Genomic DNA, 14,525 nt, shown 5'->3' on the forward strand with positions numbered 1-14,525 from the left:
TCCTTTCAGGACCAGCCGAGCTGGCGCGCAGCCAGGTCGTTGAGGATTTCTTCGGCGCCGCCGCCGATCATATACACCTTGGCGTCGCGGTAGACGCGTTCCGACACCGTGCCGCGCATGAAGCCCATGCCGCCCAGGATCTGCACCGCCTCGCCGGAGCAGGCCTGCATGGTTTGCGCCGCGAAGTTCTTCAGCATGCATACCTGCGCCACCGGCTGCTCGCCCCCATCCATGCGCGCCACGATGCTGTCGATGAAGGCGCGCGTGGCTTCGATGCGCGTCGCCATCGCCACCAGCTTGTGGCGCACGGCCTGGTGCTGCACCAGCGTCTTGCCGAAAGTTTTGCGCTGCTGCGCCCACTCCACCGCCTCGTCAAGGCAGGCTTGCGCCAGGAAGCAGGCGTGCATGGCCAGCATCAGGCGCTCGTCGTTGAAATTGCGCATCAGCAGCGCGAAGCCGGCGTTTTCCGCACCCAGCAAGTTGGCGGCCGGCACCCGGCACTGGTCGAAATGCAGTTCTGCGGTATCGGAGCACCACCAGCCCATTTTCTTCAGCGGGGTGCGCGCCAGGCCGGGCGTGTCGCCGGGCACCAGCAGGGCGCTGATGCCAGAGGCGCCAGCACCGCCGGTGCGCACAGCCGCCGTAATCCAGTCCGCGCGCATGCCCGAGGTAATGAAGGTCTTGCTGCCATTGACGATGTAATGGTCGCCATCGCGCACGGCCGTAGTCGCCAGACTGGCCACGTCGGAGCCGCCGCCCGGTTCCGTCACCGCCAGGGCGCTGATCTTCTCGCCGGCGAATATGCCGGGCAGCACACGCGCCCGCAGTGCCGCCGAACCGCCATGCACGATGGGCGGCGCGCCGATGCGGTGGCTGAACAGGGAAGCCAGCAAGCCGCCGCAGCCGGTGCGGCACAGTTCCTCGTTCAGCACCTGCAGCTGGCGATAGCTGGCTGGAATGCCGCCCTCCGGTTCCGGAAAGCCCAGGGCCAGCAGCCCAAGCTCGCCAGCCTGTTTGTACAGTGCGCGAGGGAAGGTGCCTGCCTCCTCCCAGTCGTTGACGTGTGGCCGCAGCTCCTGCTCGACGAAACGTCGCACCGTGGCGCGCAGTGCCTCTTCCATCATGTCCTCCGGCTGGTAAAGTTGGGCGGCACAGCAACCGGCATCGCCAGCAGCCACTGCGCCATGCCTTTGCCGAGCGGGTCATGGCGCAGCGACGCCATCCCGCCGCCGCCCAGAGCCTGTTCGCACACGAAGTTAAGAGCACGAATTCCAGGCAGCTCATAGCGCGTCACCGCACCGCGCACCTTGTCGGCCAGGTACGCCGCCACCGCATCCGGCGTGAGCTGCTCACGGAGCAAAGGCAGGTCGTCCGGATGGCGCGCGATCACGCCGATATTCGAGGTATCCCCCTTATCCCCGCTACGCGCCCAAGCCAGCTCGATCAGCGGCACCACGCGCCACCCCTCTCCAGTTGGGCTCGTGTCACACTTGGGGTGTGACCCCAGGGTGTGACACGAGCTCTGCCGTGCAGGGCCGCTATGCTCGAGGCCGTGTCCCTCTTGGGGACTCGGCGTCCCCGTGATGATCCCAAGGTGTGACACGGGCTGGGCCGTGGTGCCGTCGGGCAGGTGGACGATGGGCTGGAGGCGGGTTTTGGCGAGCAGGAAGGAGAACTGTTTGATGGCGGGGGATACGGCAGGTCGGCCGCCGAAGCCGGTAGTGCCGGGGGCCCAGGAGGTGCCGGCCGGGGCGATCTCGCGCGCGAAGATTTCAAGCGCGGCGCGCTGCGGGTGCGCTACCGCCAACCACATTACTGCCTGGCCGAAGCCTTCCTTCGCGCCCAATACATCGATATGGGTTGCCGAATAGTCGCCCAGGCCGGCGCGCGCGAACATCGCCCGCGTGCGCGCCAGGATCGCTTCGGCGCTGCGGCGCGCCTTGCGCCCCGCTTCGTGGCCGACCACAGTCAGTTGCGCAGCACTGCGGAAGCCGTCGGCATAGGTGGCGCTGACTTTGTAAGTCGGCGTTGGCGCCTGGCCGCGCGCACCTTGCACCAGCACGCGCTGCGGGCCTTCGGCTTGCAGGGTGACGGCGGTGAAGTCGCATACAACGTCGGGCAGCAGGTAGCGCGAGGGATCGCCAATCTCGTACAGCAACTGCTCGGCCGCTACGGCCGGGGTCACCAGGCCGCCGGTGCCTTCCGGCTTGCCCAGCACGAAGCTGCCGTCGGCGCGGCATTCCACTACCGGATAGCCGCTGTTGGCCCAATCGGGCACCTGCTCCCAGTCGGTGAACAGGCCGCCGCTGCCCTGGCAGCCGCATTCGATCAGGTGCCCGGCCAGGCTGCCGGCGGCTAACCGGTCGTAGTCGTCGGGCGCCCAGCCGAATTCGTGCATCAGGGCGCCCAGTGTCACCGCGCTGTCGACGCAGCGGCCTGTGATCACCACGTCGGCGCGTGCATCCAGCGCGGCCTTGATCGGCAGCGCGCCGAGGTAGGCGTTTGCGCTCAGCACCGTGGCCGGCAGCTCGATGCCTTCCGCATGCAGGGCGGGCAGCAGGGCAGATACATCGTCGCCTTCGACCACGGCGATGCGCGGCTCCAGCCCCTGTTCCGCCGCCAGCGCGCGCAGTGCTGCCGCGCAGCCTTGAGGGTTGATGCCGCCGGCGTTGGCGACGATGCGTACGCCGCGCGCCAGGGCGTCGCCCAGCACGTCGCGCATGACGTCGATGAAGTCGGTGGCGTAACCGAGTCCGGGCTGCTTGCGGCGCGCTGCCGCCAGCAGCGACATGGTCAGCTCGGCCAGGTAATCGAAAACCAGGTAATCGAGGTCGCCGCCATCGAGCAGCTGGCGCGGGCCGAGGGCGCTGTCGCCCCAGAAGCCTGCTGCACCGCCGATCCGGACATGGTTCCTGCCTGCGCGCACTGCGGCTCCTTTTATTAAATCAATCGATTGAATAATTCAGGATACCGCGGAAAAGCGTGCCTGTGCAAGCGTGCTGCGTTGCTGCGGCACGACGCATGAAAAAGCCCCGGCTGCCGCCAGTGGCGGGGCCGGGGCTGCAGCGTCAGCGAAGCCGACGCAGGTGCTTAAGGCACCAGGTTGAAGTTCACGTTGACCGCGTTGGCGACGTTGATGTCGACCGAGGCGTTGGACAGCGTGGTGTAGCCGGTGGCGGAGGCATCGACCTTGTACATGCCGGTTGCCGGGATCGTGCCTGCGCTGGAGAAGGCCAGCGGCAGGGTGGCGCTATAGGCGGCGTACTGCGGCGCGGCCAGCGGCAGCTTGGTGATGCTGTAGGCGCCGGTGGTCAGGTCCGCGTTGGCGTAGCGCAGGGTGACGGTCGGGCCGCCGGTAATGGCTTGCTTGGCCGAGACCAGGGCCGATTCGGTGGCGCTGGCCGGGGTCAGCGTCGCGGTGCCGCTGATCGAGCCCATCAGGCTGGTGTTGGCCAGGGTGAAGGGCGCGCCGGTGGTGCTGATCGGAACCATGCCGGTGGTGGAGGTCACCGGCACGCCGCCCACCACGTAGGCCGCGTGGGTGTTGGAGGTGATCACCACGTCGTAGTTACCGAGAGGCAGGCGTGGCAGCACGAATTCACCGGTGGCGCTTGGCACCGTCGCCGCCACCACGGCGCCGTTTTGCTGGGCGCTGACGGTGACGCCGTCGGACAGCGTCGACGTGGCAACGAAGCCGCTGATGCCGTTCAGGGCAGTCGGGATCACTTTAACCACCGGTTTCAGCGCGTACTTGCCATTGCCCTTGGTGACGATGGATTTGCAGGCGTCAAAGTCCATCACCAGGTCGTAACGCTGGCCCGCTTCCACGGTGAAGTCGGCATTCATCTTGATGCCGGACTGGACCGCGCTCGGGGTGTCGAGCGAGATCTCGGTGGTGGTGCCGCTCAGGACCACGGAGTTGGCAGTCGCGTTGCCGGTGTTCGGGTCCAGTACCAGGCGCACCTGGTTGTAGCGGCCTGCTGCCAGCGAGGTCTGGCCCAGTGCATCCAGGGTGCCGTTGGTCAGGTTCAGCAGATTGATTTTCTTGCCGGGCGACAGGGTGATGTCGGTCCAGCCGCTGTCGGTGTCGCTGGCGGTCGCGCTTGTGTTGACGCGAACTTTGTTGACCGTCACGTTGACGGCATCGAAGCCGCAGGCCGGTGCGTCGGTAATCGACACGCCCAGGGTGCCCATGGTCTGGACCGGCGGGGCGTCGCCGCCGCCACCGCCGCCGCAGGCCGCGAGCAAGAGGGATGTCAGTGCGAGTGGAAGCAGGGAGACTTTGGAGTTCATGGTGTTGCCTCTCGAAGTAGTTATTGGTGCTCTTCCATTATCGGAACCGAGAGGAAAAACGCTATGTGCGATTACGCACATAGTAACGAATTGTTACACTTGCAGATGGCAAGTAACTGAGCGGTTCCGCCTTGTGTTGGCGCATGGCAACACAGCCATCCCGCACTCCTATGGGCAGTTGACATTCCACGCGGTGAGCTCCGCGCGCGACGGCCGCACCGTCACGTCTACCTTGCTGCCGATATCGCTTTCGTAAGCAAGCAGGAACATGCCATCGGGACTGCGGCCCAGTGCGCGCAACTGGAAATTGCGCGAGCGCGTTGGTGCGCAACTGGTGTTGCCGGCCATGAGCAGGCGAGCGCGCTGCAGCAGTTCGCCCTGGGCCTGGATCAGGCGCAGCATGTCGATCTCGGCCAGCGGCGCGCGCAGTTCGACCATCGTGGCCGGCGGCGTGCCGCAGCTGGTGGTGTGGTGAATCCAGACATGCTGGCTGCTGTCGGCGCTCCAGCTGTCGTCGGCCTGCTGTGCGTAGCGGGTGCGCGTGACGCGGCACAGCGGCAGCACCAGGCGCACCGGCGGCGCGTCGCTGCTAGCGCTGGCAATCCATTTTCTTCCATCGTGTCCGCGCTCAATGCGCAGCGGCGGAACGGGCGCGCCCGGCGCGGTGCGCTGCATGAACTGTTCGAACGAGCGCTGCTCGGCCAGCGTTGGGGCGCGCGCATCGGCGCCTGGCGCCGCCATGGCGGCCTGCGCAGCCATCGCTGCCAGGAATACTACATATCGCATCCGGTCTCCTTTTAATGCGCACCGATTATAGATATAATCCGCTCGCTGCCGAAAGGTGGCACACGCTAGGGGTCCTGTGCGCGCGGTTCGATACCGGGTGCGCGGGTGAGAAATACCCTCCGAACCTGATCTGGATAATGCCAGCGAAGGGAAGCTTCAGGATACGCAGCGGTTGCGCCTACACGGCGCAACCGCAAGCGCAACCTAACCTCCTTTGCTGGCTCCTGCGCCAACAAAGGAGCCAAAATGAACGCCAATCCAACCTTCCTCGCCGCCCAGGCCGAGGTCGACTCCGCAGCCGTTACCCCGCTGCCGAATTCCCGCAAGATCTATGTTACCGGTAGCCGCCCGGACCTGCGCGTGCCGATGCGCGAAATCAGCCTGTCCGGCGACAACGCACCGGTCACCGTGTACGATTGCTCCGGCCCGTACAGCGATCCGGACGCCGCCATCGACATTCGCAAGGGTTTGGGCACGCCGCGCGCCGCCTGGATCGCCGAGCGCGACGACACCGAATTGCTGGCCGGCCCGACTTCCGATTACGGCCGCCTGCGCCTGGCCGACGAAAAGCTCGACGCGCTGCGCTTCGAGCTGCACCGCCAGCCGCGCCGCGCCCAGGCCGGCCGCAACGTAACGCAGATGCACTACGCGCGCCAGGGCATCGTCACGCCGGAAATGGAATACGTGGCGATCCGCGAAAACCTGCGCCGCAAGGAATACCTGGCCGGCCTGCGTGCCCAGGGCGAGAAGGGCCAGCGCATGGCCGACCTGCTGGGCCGCCAGCACCGTGGCGAATCGTTCGGCGCCGCCATCCCTGAGGAGATCACGCCGGAATTCGTGCGCCAGGAAGTTGCCCGCGGCCGCGCCATCATCCCGGCCAACATCAACCACCCGGAACTGGAGCCGATGATCATCGGCCGCAATTTCCTGGTCAAGATCAACGCCAATATCGGCAACTCCGCCGTGACCTCCTCCATCGGCGAGGAAGTGGAGAAGATGACCTGGGCCATCCGCTGGGGCGGCGACACCGTGATGGACCTGTCCACCGGCAAGCATATCCACGAAACGCGCGAATGGATCGTGCGCAATTCGCCGGTGCCGATCGGCACCGTGCCGATCTACCAGGCGCTGGAAAAGGTGAACGGCAAGGCCGAAGACCTGACCTGGGAAATCTTCCGCGACACCCTGATCGAACAGGCGGAGCAGGGCGTCGACTACTTCACCATCCACGCCGGCGTGCTGCTGCGCTACGTGCCGCTGACGGCCAACCGCATGACCGGCATCGTGTCGCGCGGCGGTTCGATCATGGCCAAGTGGTGCCTGGCGCACCATCAGGAAAACTTCCTGTACACGCACTTCGAAGAGATCTGCGAAATCATGAAGGCCTACGACGTGAGCTTCTCGCTGGGCGACGGCCTGCGTCCCGGCTCGGTGTGGGATGCCAACGATGCGGCGCAACTGGGCGAGCTGAAAACCCTGGGCGAACTGACGCAAATCGCCTGGAAGCACGACGTGCAGGTGATGATCGAAGGCCCTGGCCACGTGCCGATGCAGCTCATCAAGGAGAACATGGACCTGCAACTGGAGCAGTGCAGCGAGGCGCCGTTCTACACCCTGGGCCCGTTGACCACCGATATCGCGCCGGGCTACGACCACATCACCTCCGGCATCGGCGCGGCGCAGATCGGCTGGTACGGCACCGCCATGCTGTGCTACGTGACGCCGAAGGAGCACCTTGGCCTGCCGAACAAGGCCGACGTCAAGGAAGGCATCATCACCTACAAGATCGCGGCTCACGCGGCGGACCTGGCGAAGGGCCATCCGGGCGCGCAGATCCGCGACAACGCGCTGTCGCTGGCGCGCTTTGAATTCCGCTGGGAAGACCAGTTCAACCTGGGCCTGGACCCGGACCGCGCGCGCGAATTCCACGACGAGACCCTGCCGAAGGATTCGGCCAAGGTGGCGCACTTCTGCTCCATGTGCGGCCCGCATTTCTGCTCGATGAAGATCACGCAGGAAGTGCGCGAGTTCGCTGCCAAGGGCATGCAGGAAAAATCGATCGAGTTCGTCAAGGGCGGCGCGAACATCTACCGCGAGCAAGCATGATCGAGATTGAACTGAATGGCGCCGCGCATGCGGTGCCGCCGCAGCAGACGCTGGACCAGCTGATCAATTCGCTCGAGCTGACCGGCCAGGCGCTGGCGCTGGCGGTCAACCGCCAGGTGGTGCCGCGCCAGCGCTGGCCGCAGGTCGCGCTCAACCACAACGATAAAGTAGACATCGTCCGCGCCATCGGCGGGGGCTAAAAAGGGGAGACTGCAAATGCAAGACAAACCATTGGTTATCGCAGGCAAGGAATACAACTCGCGCCTGCTGGTCGGCAGCGGCAAGTACAAGGACCTGCCGCAGACCCGCGAAGCCACGCTGGCTGCGGGCGCGGAAATCATCACGGTGGCGATCCGCCGCGTCAACATCGGCCAGGACCCGCACGCGCCCAGCCTGCTGGACTATGTGCCGCCGCACGAATTCACCATCCTGCCGAATACGGCCGGCTGCTACACGGCGAAAGACGCCGTGTACACGCTGCAGATGGCGCGCGAGCTGCTGAACGGCCACAAGCTGGTCAAGCTGGAAGTGCTGGGCGACGAGAAGACCCTGTTCCCGAACATGCCGGAAACCCTGGTCGCGGCGCGCGAACTGGTGAAGGACGGCTTCGACGTCATGGTCTACTGCAGCGACGACCCGATCCAGGCGCGCATGCTGGAAGACATCGGCTGCTGCGCGGTGATGCCGCTGGCGTCGCTGATCGGCTCCGGCATGGGCATCCTGAATCCGTGGAACCTGTCGCTGATCATCGAACAGTCGAAGGTGCCGGTGCTGGTCGATGCCGGCGTCGGCACCGCCTCCGATGCAGCGATTGCCATGGAGCTCGGTTGCGACGGCGTGCTGATGAACACCGCCATCGCCGCTGCCGGCGACCCGGTACGCATGGCGCGCGCCATGAAGCTGGGCGTGCAGGCCGGCCGTGAAGCCTTCCTGGCAGGCCGCATGCCGCGCCGTTTCGCCGCCTCGCCTTCGTCGCCGACGGCGGGGAGGCTCGCATGAGCGACCGGCCCTGCGTGCTGGTGTTTTCCGGCGCCGATCCTTCGGGCGGCGCCGGCATGGCGGCCGATATCCAGGCCATCACCGCGATGGGGGCGCATGCGCTGCCGGTGCTGACTGCCATCACGGTGCAGGACAATAACCGCGTGCATGCGGTGATGCCGGTGGCTGCGGATGTTGTGCTGCAGCAGGCGCGCGCGCTGCTGGCGCAGGTGCCGGTGGCGGCGGTGAAGATCGGCATTCCGGGCAGCGCGGAAAACGCGCAGGCCATCGCCATGCTGATCGGCGAGCTGCGCGCCACGCATCGCGCGGCAGCCGGCGCGGCGCCGGGCTGGGCGCAGCGGCTGTACAGCGATCCGCCGGTGGTGCTCGATCCCGTGCTGCGCAGCGGTCACGGAGATGCGCTGGGCCGCGACGATGCGGTGCAGGCGCTGGCGCCCTTGCTGCCGCTGGCAACGCTGATCACGCCGAATGGACCGGAGGCGGCAGCCCTGGCTGGCAACGCGGCGCGCTATCGCGCTCCCGTTCGCGTGGGCGCCGCGGCGGAGTCCATGATGGCCTCCATGGCCGCCGCGCCGGTTGCTGGCAGCGCGGAACCGTACGATGAACCCGGCCCGGAGCGTGGCGAAGTGCCCGCCCGCGCGGCGCCTGGCGTGCCGCGGGCATGGCATGGCACTGCCCATGGCAATGCACTGGCCCATGCCCGCGCGCTGCGCGCCCTGGGCTGCACCCACGTGCTGGTGACCGGCGGCCACGACGAAGACAGCGACGTGGTGGTCAACCGCTGGCTCGGGCCGGACCGCCAGCAGAACTGGAGCTGGCCGCGCCTGCCCGGCGGCTTCCACGGCAGCGGATGCACGCTGGCCGCCGCCACGGCAGCCCTGCTGGCGCTGGGCAATACCATGGCACAAGCATTAACCAAGGCGCAAGGCTACACCCAGCGCGCACTGGCCGCCTCATATGCGATCGCACCCGGCCAGCGCATTCCGCAGCGATAAGGAGAAATAATGCAAGGACTTTACCTGGTGACCCCGAATTGGGACGACACCGACAAGCTGCTCGAGGTCACCGAGCAGGCCCTGCGCGCCGGCGTCGCGCTGCTGCAGTACCGCCACAAGGACGCCAGTGCCGCCCTGCGGCGCGAGCAGGGCGGGGCGCTGCGCGAACTGTGCCACAAGTACAGCGTGCCTTTCCTGGTCAACGACCACGTGGCGCTGTGCCGCGAACTGGGCGCCGACGGCGTGCACCTCGGCGGCACTGATGCACCGCTGGCCGAGGTGCGCGCTTCGCTCGGCCCCAACAAGCTGATTGGCGCTTCCTGCTACGGCGAGCTGGCGCGCGCCCAGGCGGCACAGGCGGCCGGCGCCAGCTATGTGGCGTTCGGCGGCTTTTATCCATCGAAGGTGAAGCAGTACGCCGTCACCACCCAGCCTTCCATCCTGCGCCATGCGCGCGAGGTGATCAGCGTGCCGCTGTGCGTCATCGGCGGCATGACGCCGCAGAATGCCGCGCCGCTGGTGGCCGAGGGGGCGCAGCTGGTAGCGGTTATCACCAGCGTCTACCTGGCCGAAGATGTAGCGGCGGCAGTGCGGCAGTTTCAGTCTATAATTTGTCCATTAGCATAACCATAAGGTTGACGCCGATGAACGCCCAGACTCCGCAAAAGCGCCTGATCCTGATCGTCGATGATGACAAGATCCTGACCGAGTTCCTGGGCGAATTGCTAGCCCGCGCCGGCTACGACACCATGCTGGCGCATTCATCGGACCAGGCCTTGTCCCTGATCGCCGAGCGCGAACCCGACCTGGCCCTGCTCGACATCCACATGCCGGGCATGTCGGGCCTGGAGCTGGCCAAGCAGCTGAACCGCAACACCACGGTGCCTTTCATGTTCCTGTCCGGCCGCGGCGACGCCGACGCCGGCAAGCAGGCAGCCGCCTACGGCGCCGTGGGTTTCGTGGTGAAACCTGTCGACGAGCACCACCTGATGCCGGCCTTCGAGGCCGGCCTGGCGCGCGCCGACGAAATCCGCCAGTTGCGGCGCACCGAGATCAACCTCAACGCGGCGCTGGCGGCCGGCCGCGAGACCAGCCTGGCCGTCGGCCTGTTGATGTGCAAGTACCAGACCGACCGCAACACCGCCTTCGAAGTACTGCGCGACCACGCCCGCTCCAGCCGGCGCAAGATCAATGAAGTGGCCGACCAGCTGCTGGCCGCCGAGGAAATGTTGAATGGCTTGCATGCAGCGTTTAACGCACGCCTGAAAAAATAAGACTTTCCGCAGGCCATCTTCTTGCATTAGACTATTGCGGTGGGCCCCGACTCGCCCGCCGCAACACCCTTCAGCGGCCGCCACTCCTTCGCGGCCCGGCAATATCCTTCGGCCCAGCTCCGCCGACCATTCCCCCTGCAGTGCGGAGAACCGCTTCATGAACATGTCCTTTGATTTGCATCCGGCGCCACGGGTGCTGCACGTCGATCACGATGAAGATAGCGCCGTGGTCCTGGCGACCTTGCTGGCGCCCGAAATCCACGTGGTGCATGCCGCCAGCTTCGACCAGGCGCAAAGCCAGTTGCAGCAAGGCGAATTCGCGTTGCTGGTGATCGATCCCGACCTGCCCGACGGCGATGGCCACGCCCTGATCCGCTCCATGCGCCAGGCCGAGCAAGACATTCCGGTGCTGCTGTATTCGGCCAGCCAGCCGATGCTGCACCACCAGGCCCACGCCTTCCTGCCCAAGCCCTGGACTTCGCCGCGCCAGTTGTGGCGCACCGTGTCGCACATGCTGGGGCTGGAGTCCATGCTGGCGGTGAGGAGTTAGGCTATGCTGTCGTCTTTATCACATTCGGAGTACCGGGATGAAGACGAGAGCAGCAGTTGCATGGAAGGCGGGCGCGCCCCTGACCATTGAAGAAGTGGACCTGGACGGGCCACGCGCGGGCGAAGTACTGGTGGAGATCAAGACCACCGGCATTTGCCACACCGACCACTACACGCTGTCCGGCGCCGATCCGGAAGGGCTGTTCCCGGCCATCCTCGGCCATGAAGGCGCAGGCGTGGTGGTCGACGTCGGGCCGGGCGTCACATCGCTCAGGAAGGACGACCACGTCATCCCGCTGTACACGCCGGAATGCCGCCAGTGCAAATTCTGCCTGTCGCGCAAGACCAACCTGTGCCAGGCGATCCGCGCCACCCAGGGCAAGGGCCTGATGCCGGACGGCTCCAGCCGCTTCTCGCTGGACGGCAAGCCGCTGTTCCACTACATGGGCACGTCCACCTTCTCCAACTACATCGTGGTGCCGGAGATTGCGCTGGCCAAGATCCGCCCCGACGCGCCGTTCGACAAGGTGTGCTACATCGGCTGCGGCGTGACCACCGGCGTCGGCGCCGTGCTGTTCACCGCCAAGGTTGAAGCGGGCGCCAACGTCGTGGTGTTCGGCCTGGGCGGCATCGGCCTGAACGTGATCCAGGCGGCGAAGATGGTCGGCGCCGACAAGATCATCGGCATCGACATCAACCCGGCGCGCGAAGCGATGGCGCGCCAGTTCGGCATGACCCACTTCATCAACCCGCGCGACGTGGAGAACGTGGTGGACGCCATTGTGCAGCTGACCGATGGCGGCGCCGACTACAGCTTCGAATGCGTCGGCAATACGCAGCTGATGCGCCAGGCGCTCGAGTGCTGCCACAAAGGCTGGGGCAAGTCGATCGTGATCGGCGTGGCGGCGGCGGGGCAGGAGATCTCCACCCGTCCGTTCCAGCTGGTCACCGGCCGCCATTGGCTGGGCTCTGCTTTCGGCGGAGCGCGCGGCCGCACCGACGTGCCGAAGATCGTCGACTGGTATATGGAAGGCAAGCTCAAGATCGATGAGCTGATCACCCACACCCTGCCGCTCGATCGCATCAACGAAGGCTTTGATCTGATGGAACGCGGCGAATCGATCCGCTCCGTGGTCGTCTACTAAACCTCTACAGTCCGTGGCTTCGGCCGGTTGGGTCAGACCCTCGGGTCTGACCCAGGTTTACCGGTTTTAAGCATCCTGGAACAACAAATCTGCATTCTGTCGCACTTCGCATGCCGCCGTGGCGGCGCGCGGCTACATTGGCTCCAGAGCACTTGCATCCCGATCTAGACAAAAAGTTCTAGACATAAAGTTCTAGATCATTTAATCTAGTTTGCAAGGACACCATCAAACCGGAGCCGCCTGCCATGAGCAACCTGCTGAACGCCGTCATCCCCGCCCTGGGCTGGTCCCTGCTGCACTTCCTGTGGCAAGGCTTGCTGATCGGCTGCGTCGCGGCGCTGCTCCTGCACGCGCTGCGCAACGCCAAGCCGCAGGCCCGTTACCTGGTGGCTTGCATCGCCTTGTTCCTGTGCGCCGCGCTCCCGCTGGCCAACTTCGCCTGGCGCCTGGCCGACGCCGCCGACACCGGCTACGTGCTGCCGGCCCCGCTGGAAGCCGGCGCCATCGCCGCCATTCCCGGCGTCGCCGACGGCCAGGGCGCCGAAACAGCCTTGGTCGACGTCGACGCCATGGCCTCCTGGGAATACCTGCTGCGCCGCCAGATGCCCTGGCTGGTGCTGCTGTGGGCCGCCGGCGCCGCGCTGATGACGCTGCGCCTGTCGCTTGGCCTGCAGTGGGTGCGCACCCGCACCCTGCCCAACCATTACCACGCCGACGCCACCTGGCAGGCGCGCGCCACCGCACTGGCGCAGCGCATGGGCATTCGCCGCCCGGTGCGCCTTGGCGTATCCGACGATGCGCTGGAAGGCCCGATCACAGCCGGCATCCTGCGCCCGATCGTGCTGCTGCCGGCCTCGCTGGTCAGCGGCCTGCCGCCCGATTTGCTGGAAGCCTTGCTGGCTCACGAGCTGGCGCATGTGCGCCGCCACGACTACCTGGTCAACCTGGTCCAGAGCGGCATCGAGATTTTCCTGTTCTACCACCCCAGCGTATGGATGCTGTCGCAATGCATCCGCCGCGAACGTGAACAGATAGCAGACGACTTGGCAGCAAGCACGCTCGGCGAACCGCGGCGCCTGGCACTTGCACTTTCCGAGCTGGATAAATTCCAGTTCACCACCAATCACTTTGCCGTTCCCGCGGCAAACGGAGGAGACCTCATGTCCCGAATCAAACGCCTGATCCGTCCCGATGCACAGCCACTGAGCTGGAAGATGGCGACCCCGCTGTTAGGAATTTTTGCTGCCTGCGCCGCCTTGTATGCCCACGCCATGCCGCAAGCAGTATCGCTCCCCGCCGCCAGCGCTGTTGCGGCACCAGCGCCCGCCGTGGCAATGCACGTCACCGATGCCGACGACCAGCACGACGTCGAGCCCGCGCCGCCAGCTCCGCCAGCACCTCCTGCTGTCGCTGCGCCGCCAGCTCCGCCAGCGCCGATGGCTGCAGTCCTGGTTCCGCCCAAGCCGCCGAAACCGCCAAAGCTGCCGAAAGAGCTGCGGGATATCGAGAGCCACAACTACTTCTCCATCGATGACGGCAGTCGCAGCGCCTACGCCTATGTGCGTGACAACAACCAGAAGCTATCGGTGACCAACTTCCACGGCGCCCCCAGCGACCTGGCTGCGCTGCGCAAGCTGCACCAGGAAACCAAGGGCGAATTCATCTACGTGCGCAAGGATGGCAAGTCCTATGTCATCCAGGACCCGGCCCTGCTGGGCAAGGTGCGTGAGTTGTGGAAGCCAGCCGAAGCACACGGCAAGCTCATGGAAGAGCAGGGCAAGTTGATGGACGTCCAGGGCAAGCAGGTAGAAGCCATGAGCGACAAGATCGCAAAAGAAGCCGAAGCCGCCATGGGCAGCAAAGAGCAGCAAGCGATCGAGCGCGAGCTGGAGCGCCAGATGGAGCTGCCCGCGCGCCAGCAGGAACGCATCGCCCGCGCCATGGAAAAAGCCAGCCGCAAAATGGAAATGGCCGACGACAAGACCCGCGCCCAGCTCGAACGCGACCTGGAAGGCTTGCGCAAGCAGATGGAGCCGCTGTCGGAAGAGATGGCGCGCCGCGGCAGTGAGATCGGCGCCCGCCATGCCGCGCTGGCAGCACGCCAGGCGCCAATGGCCGCCATGCACGCCCGCATCGCCGAAGCGTCCCGGCCCCTGGCCGAAATGGGCCGCAAAATGGGCGAGCTGGGACGCGAACAGGGCCGCCTGTCGCGTGAAGCCGATAAAGCCTCGCGCGCCCTGATCGACGAAGCCATCAGCAACGGCAGCGCCAAGCCCCTTATGTAATAAAAGTCGGGGTCAGGTCTGGCAATCCGCCATCTTTTTCGCATGGCGAAAAAGATGGCGGATTGCCAGACCTGACCCCGACTTTCATTTCCA

General features: G+C 65.9%; 13 protein-coding genes and 1 riboswitch. Of the genes, 9 read left to right on the top strand and 4 right to left on the bottom strand.

Annotated features, from left to right (window positions below; translation table 11 throughout):
* Nucleotides 1–5: 5 nt before the first annotated feature.
* The 4 genes from ACN9MY_RS07120 to ACN9MY_RS07135 form a co-directional block, all read right to left on the bottom strand.
* Nucleotides 6–1,124 (bottom strand): acyl-CoA dehydrogenase family protein, encoded by a 1,119-nt coding sequence (locus tag ACN9MY_RS07120; RefSeq protein ID WP_426321357.1) that lies wholly within the window; start codon nucleotides 1,122–1,124, stop codon nucleotides 6–8.
* Nucleotides 1,121–2,926 carry an acyclic terpene utilization AtuA family protein gene (locus tag ACN9MY_RS07125; protein ID WP_426321359.1) on the bottom strand — a complete coding sequence of 602 codons (1,806 nt, stop codon included), beginning with the start codon at nucleotides 2,924–2,926 and terminating at the stop codon, nucleotides 1,121–1,123. The genes ACN9MY_RS07120 and ACN9MY_RS07125 overlap by 4 nt, the downstream gene beginning before the upstream one ends.
* 164 nt (nucleotides 2,927–3,090) lie before the next feature.
* The gene (locus ACN9MY_RS07130; RefSeq protein WP_426321361.1) at nucleotides 3,091–4,293 is read right to left on the bottom strand and encodes a DUF4382 domain-containing protein; all 1,203 of its coding nucleotides are present in this window, start codon (nucleotides 4,291–4,293) and stop codon (nucleotides 3,091–3,093) included.
* Nucleotides 4,294–4,461: 168 nt separating this feature from the next.
* A complete protein-coding gene (locus ACN9MY_RS07135) occupies nucleotides 4,462–5,079 on the bottom strand; it encodes a hypothetical protein (RefSeq protein ID WP_426321363.1) in 618 nt (205 codons plus the stop codon).
* Between the two features lie 57 nt (nucleotides 5,080–5,136).
* Nucleotides 5,137–5,248, top strand: a riboswitch (TPP riboswitch).
* A 77-nt stretch (nucleotides 5,249–5,325) separates the two neighbouring features.
* Here ACN9MY_RS07135 and thiC point away from each other — a divergent pair.
* The 9 genes from thiC (at nucleotide 5,326) to ACN9MY_RS07180 (ending at nucleotide 14,432) form a co-directional block, all read left to right on the top strand.
* Entirely contained in the window at nucleotides 5,326–7,185 is a 1,860-nt protein-coding gene (gene thiC, locus ACN9MY_RS07140) for a phosphomethylpyrimidine synthase ThiC (RefSeq protein ID WP_426321364.1), read from the top strand.
* Nucleotides 7,182–7,385: a sulfur carrier protein ThiS gene (gene thiS / locus ACN9MY_RS07145; RefSeq protein WP_426321366.1), complete on the top strand. Its 204-nt coding sequence runs from the start codon at nucleotides 7,182–7,184 to the stop codon at nucleotides 7,383–7,385. The genes thiC and thiS overlap by 4 nt, the downstream gene beginning before the upstream one ends.
* 16 nt (nucleotides 7,386–7,401) lie before the next feature.
* On the top strand, nucleotides 7,402–8,184 hold the full coding sequence (locus ACN9MY_RS07150) for a thiazole synthase (RefSeq protein WP_426321368.1): 783 nt from the start codon (nucleotides 7,402–7,404) through the stop codon (nucleotides 8,182–8,184).
* Complete coding sequence (gene thiD, locus ACN9MY_RS07155) at nucleotides 8,181–9,179, top strand: bifunctional hydroxymethylpyrimidine kinase/phosphomethylpyrimidine kinase (protein ID WP_426168992.1); 999 nt, start codon at nucleotides 8,181–8,183, stop codon at nucleotides 9,177–9,179. Before ACN9MY_RS07150 ends, thiD begins: the two co-directional genes overlap by 4 nt.
* Nucleotides 9,180–9,188: 9 nt before the next feature.
* Complete coding sequence (gene thiE / locus ACN9MY_RS07160; RefSeq protein WP_426321370.1) at nucleotides 9,189–9,806, top strand: thiamine phosphate synthase; 618 nt, start codon at nucleotides 9,189–9,191, stop codon at nucleotides 9,804–9,806.
* 17 nt (nucleotides 9,807–9,823) lie between these two features.
* Nucleotides 9,824–10,453 (top strand): ANTAR domain-containing response regulator, encoded by a 630-nt coding sequence (locus ACN9MY_RS07165; protein ID WP_426321372.1) that lies wholly within the window; start codon nucleotides 9,824–9,826, stop codon nucleotides 10,451–10,453.
* A 157-nt stretch (nucleotides 10,454–10,610) separates the two neighbouring features.
* Nucleotides 10,611–11,003 (top strand): response regulator, encoded by a 393-nt coding sequence (locus tag ACN9MY_RS07170; RefSeq protein WP_426168999.1) that lies wholly within the window; start codon nucleotides 10,611–10,613, stop codon nucleotides 11,001–11,003.
* A 37-nt stretch (nucleotides 11,004–11,040) separates the two neighbouring features.
* Nucleotides 11,041–12,147: an S-(hydroxymethyl)glutathione dehydrogenase/class III alcohol dehydrogenase gene (locus ACN9MY_RS07175; RefSeq protein WP_426321375.1), complete on the top strand. Its 1,107-nt coding sequence runs from the start codon at nucleotides 11,041–11,043 to the stop codon at nucleotides 12,145–12,147.
* 245 nt (nucleotides 12,148–12,392) lie between these two features.
* Nucleotides 12,393–14,432 (top strand): M56 family metallopeptidase, encoded by a 2,040-nt coding sequence (locus ACN9MY_RS07180; RefSeq protein ID WP_426321377.1) that lies wholly within the window; start codon nucleotides 12,393–12,395, stop codon nucleotides 14,430–14,432.
* Nucleotides 14,433–14,525: the final 93 nt, after the last annotated feature.

This window comes from Pseudoduganella sp. R-31 (assembly GCF_049913235.1).
GTDB lineage: Bacteria > Pseudomonadota > Gammaproteobacteria > Burkholderiales > Burkholderiaceae_D > Rugamonas.

What these genes read in the sequence shown, in the direction of transcription:
- thiE (WP_426321370.1), top strand. Translation starts at nt 9,189, where the DNA reads ATGCAAGGACTTTACCTGGTGACCCCGAATTGGGACGACACCGACAAG.
- thiC (WP_426321364.1), top strand. Translation starts at nt 5,326, where the DNA reads ATGAACGCCAATCCAACCTTCCTCGCCGCCCAGGCCGAGGTCGACTCC.
- thiD (WP_426168992.1), top strand. Translation starts at nt 8,181, where the DNA reads ATGAGCGACCGGCCCTGCGTGCTGGTGTTTTCCGGCGCCGATCCTTCG.
- ACN9MY_RS07175 (WP_426321375.1), top strand. Translation starts at nt 11,041, where the DNA reads ATGAAGACGAGAGCAGCAGTTGCATGGAAGGCGGGCGCGCCCCTGACC.
- ACN9MY_RS07130 (WP_426321361.1), bottom strand. Translation starts at nt 4,293, where the DNA reads ATGAACTCCAAAGTCTCCCTGCTTCCACTCGCACTGACATCCCTCTTG.
- thiS (WP_426321366.1), top strand. Translation starts at nt 7,182, where the DNA reads ATGATCGAGATTGAACTGAATGGCGCCGCGCATGCGGTGCCGCCGCAG.
- ACN9MY_RS07165 (WP_426321372.1), top strand. Translation starts at nt 9,824, where the DNA reads ATGAACGCCCAGACTCCGCAAAAGCGCCTGATCCTGATCGTCGATGAT.
- ACN9MY_RS07150 (WP_426321368.1), top strand. Translation starts at nt 7,402, where the DNA reads ATGCAAGACAAACCATTGGTTATCGCAGGCAAGGAATACAACTCGCGC.
- ACN9MY_RS07120 (WP_426321357.1), bottom strand. Translation starts at nt 1,124, where the DNA reads ATGATGGAAGAGGCACTGCGCGCCACGGTGCGACGTTTCGTCGAGCAG.
- ACN9MY_RS07135 (WP_426321363.1), bottom strand. Translation starts at nt 5,079, where the DNA reads ATGCGATATGTAGTATTCCTGGCAGCGATGGCTGCGCAGGCCGCCATG.
- ACN9MY_RS07180 (WP_426321377.1), top strand. Translation starts at nt 12,393, where the DNA reads ATGAGCAACCTGCTGAACGCCGTCATCCCCGCCCTGGGCTGGTCCCTG.
- ACN9MY_RS07170 (WP_426168999.1), top strand. Translation starts at nt 10,611, where the DNA reads ATGAACATGTCCTTTGATTTGCATCCGGCGCCACGGGTGCTGCACGTC.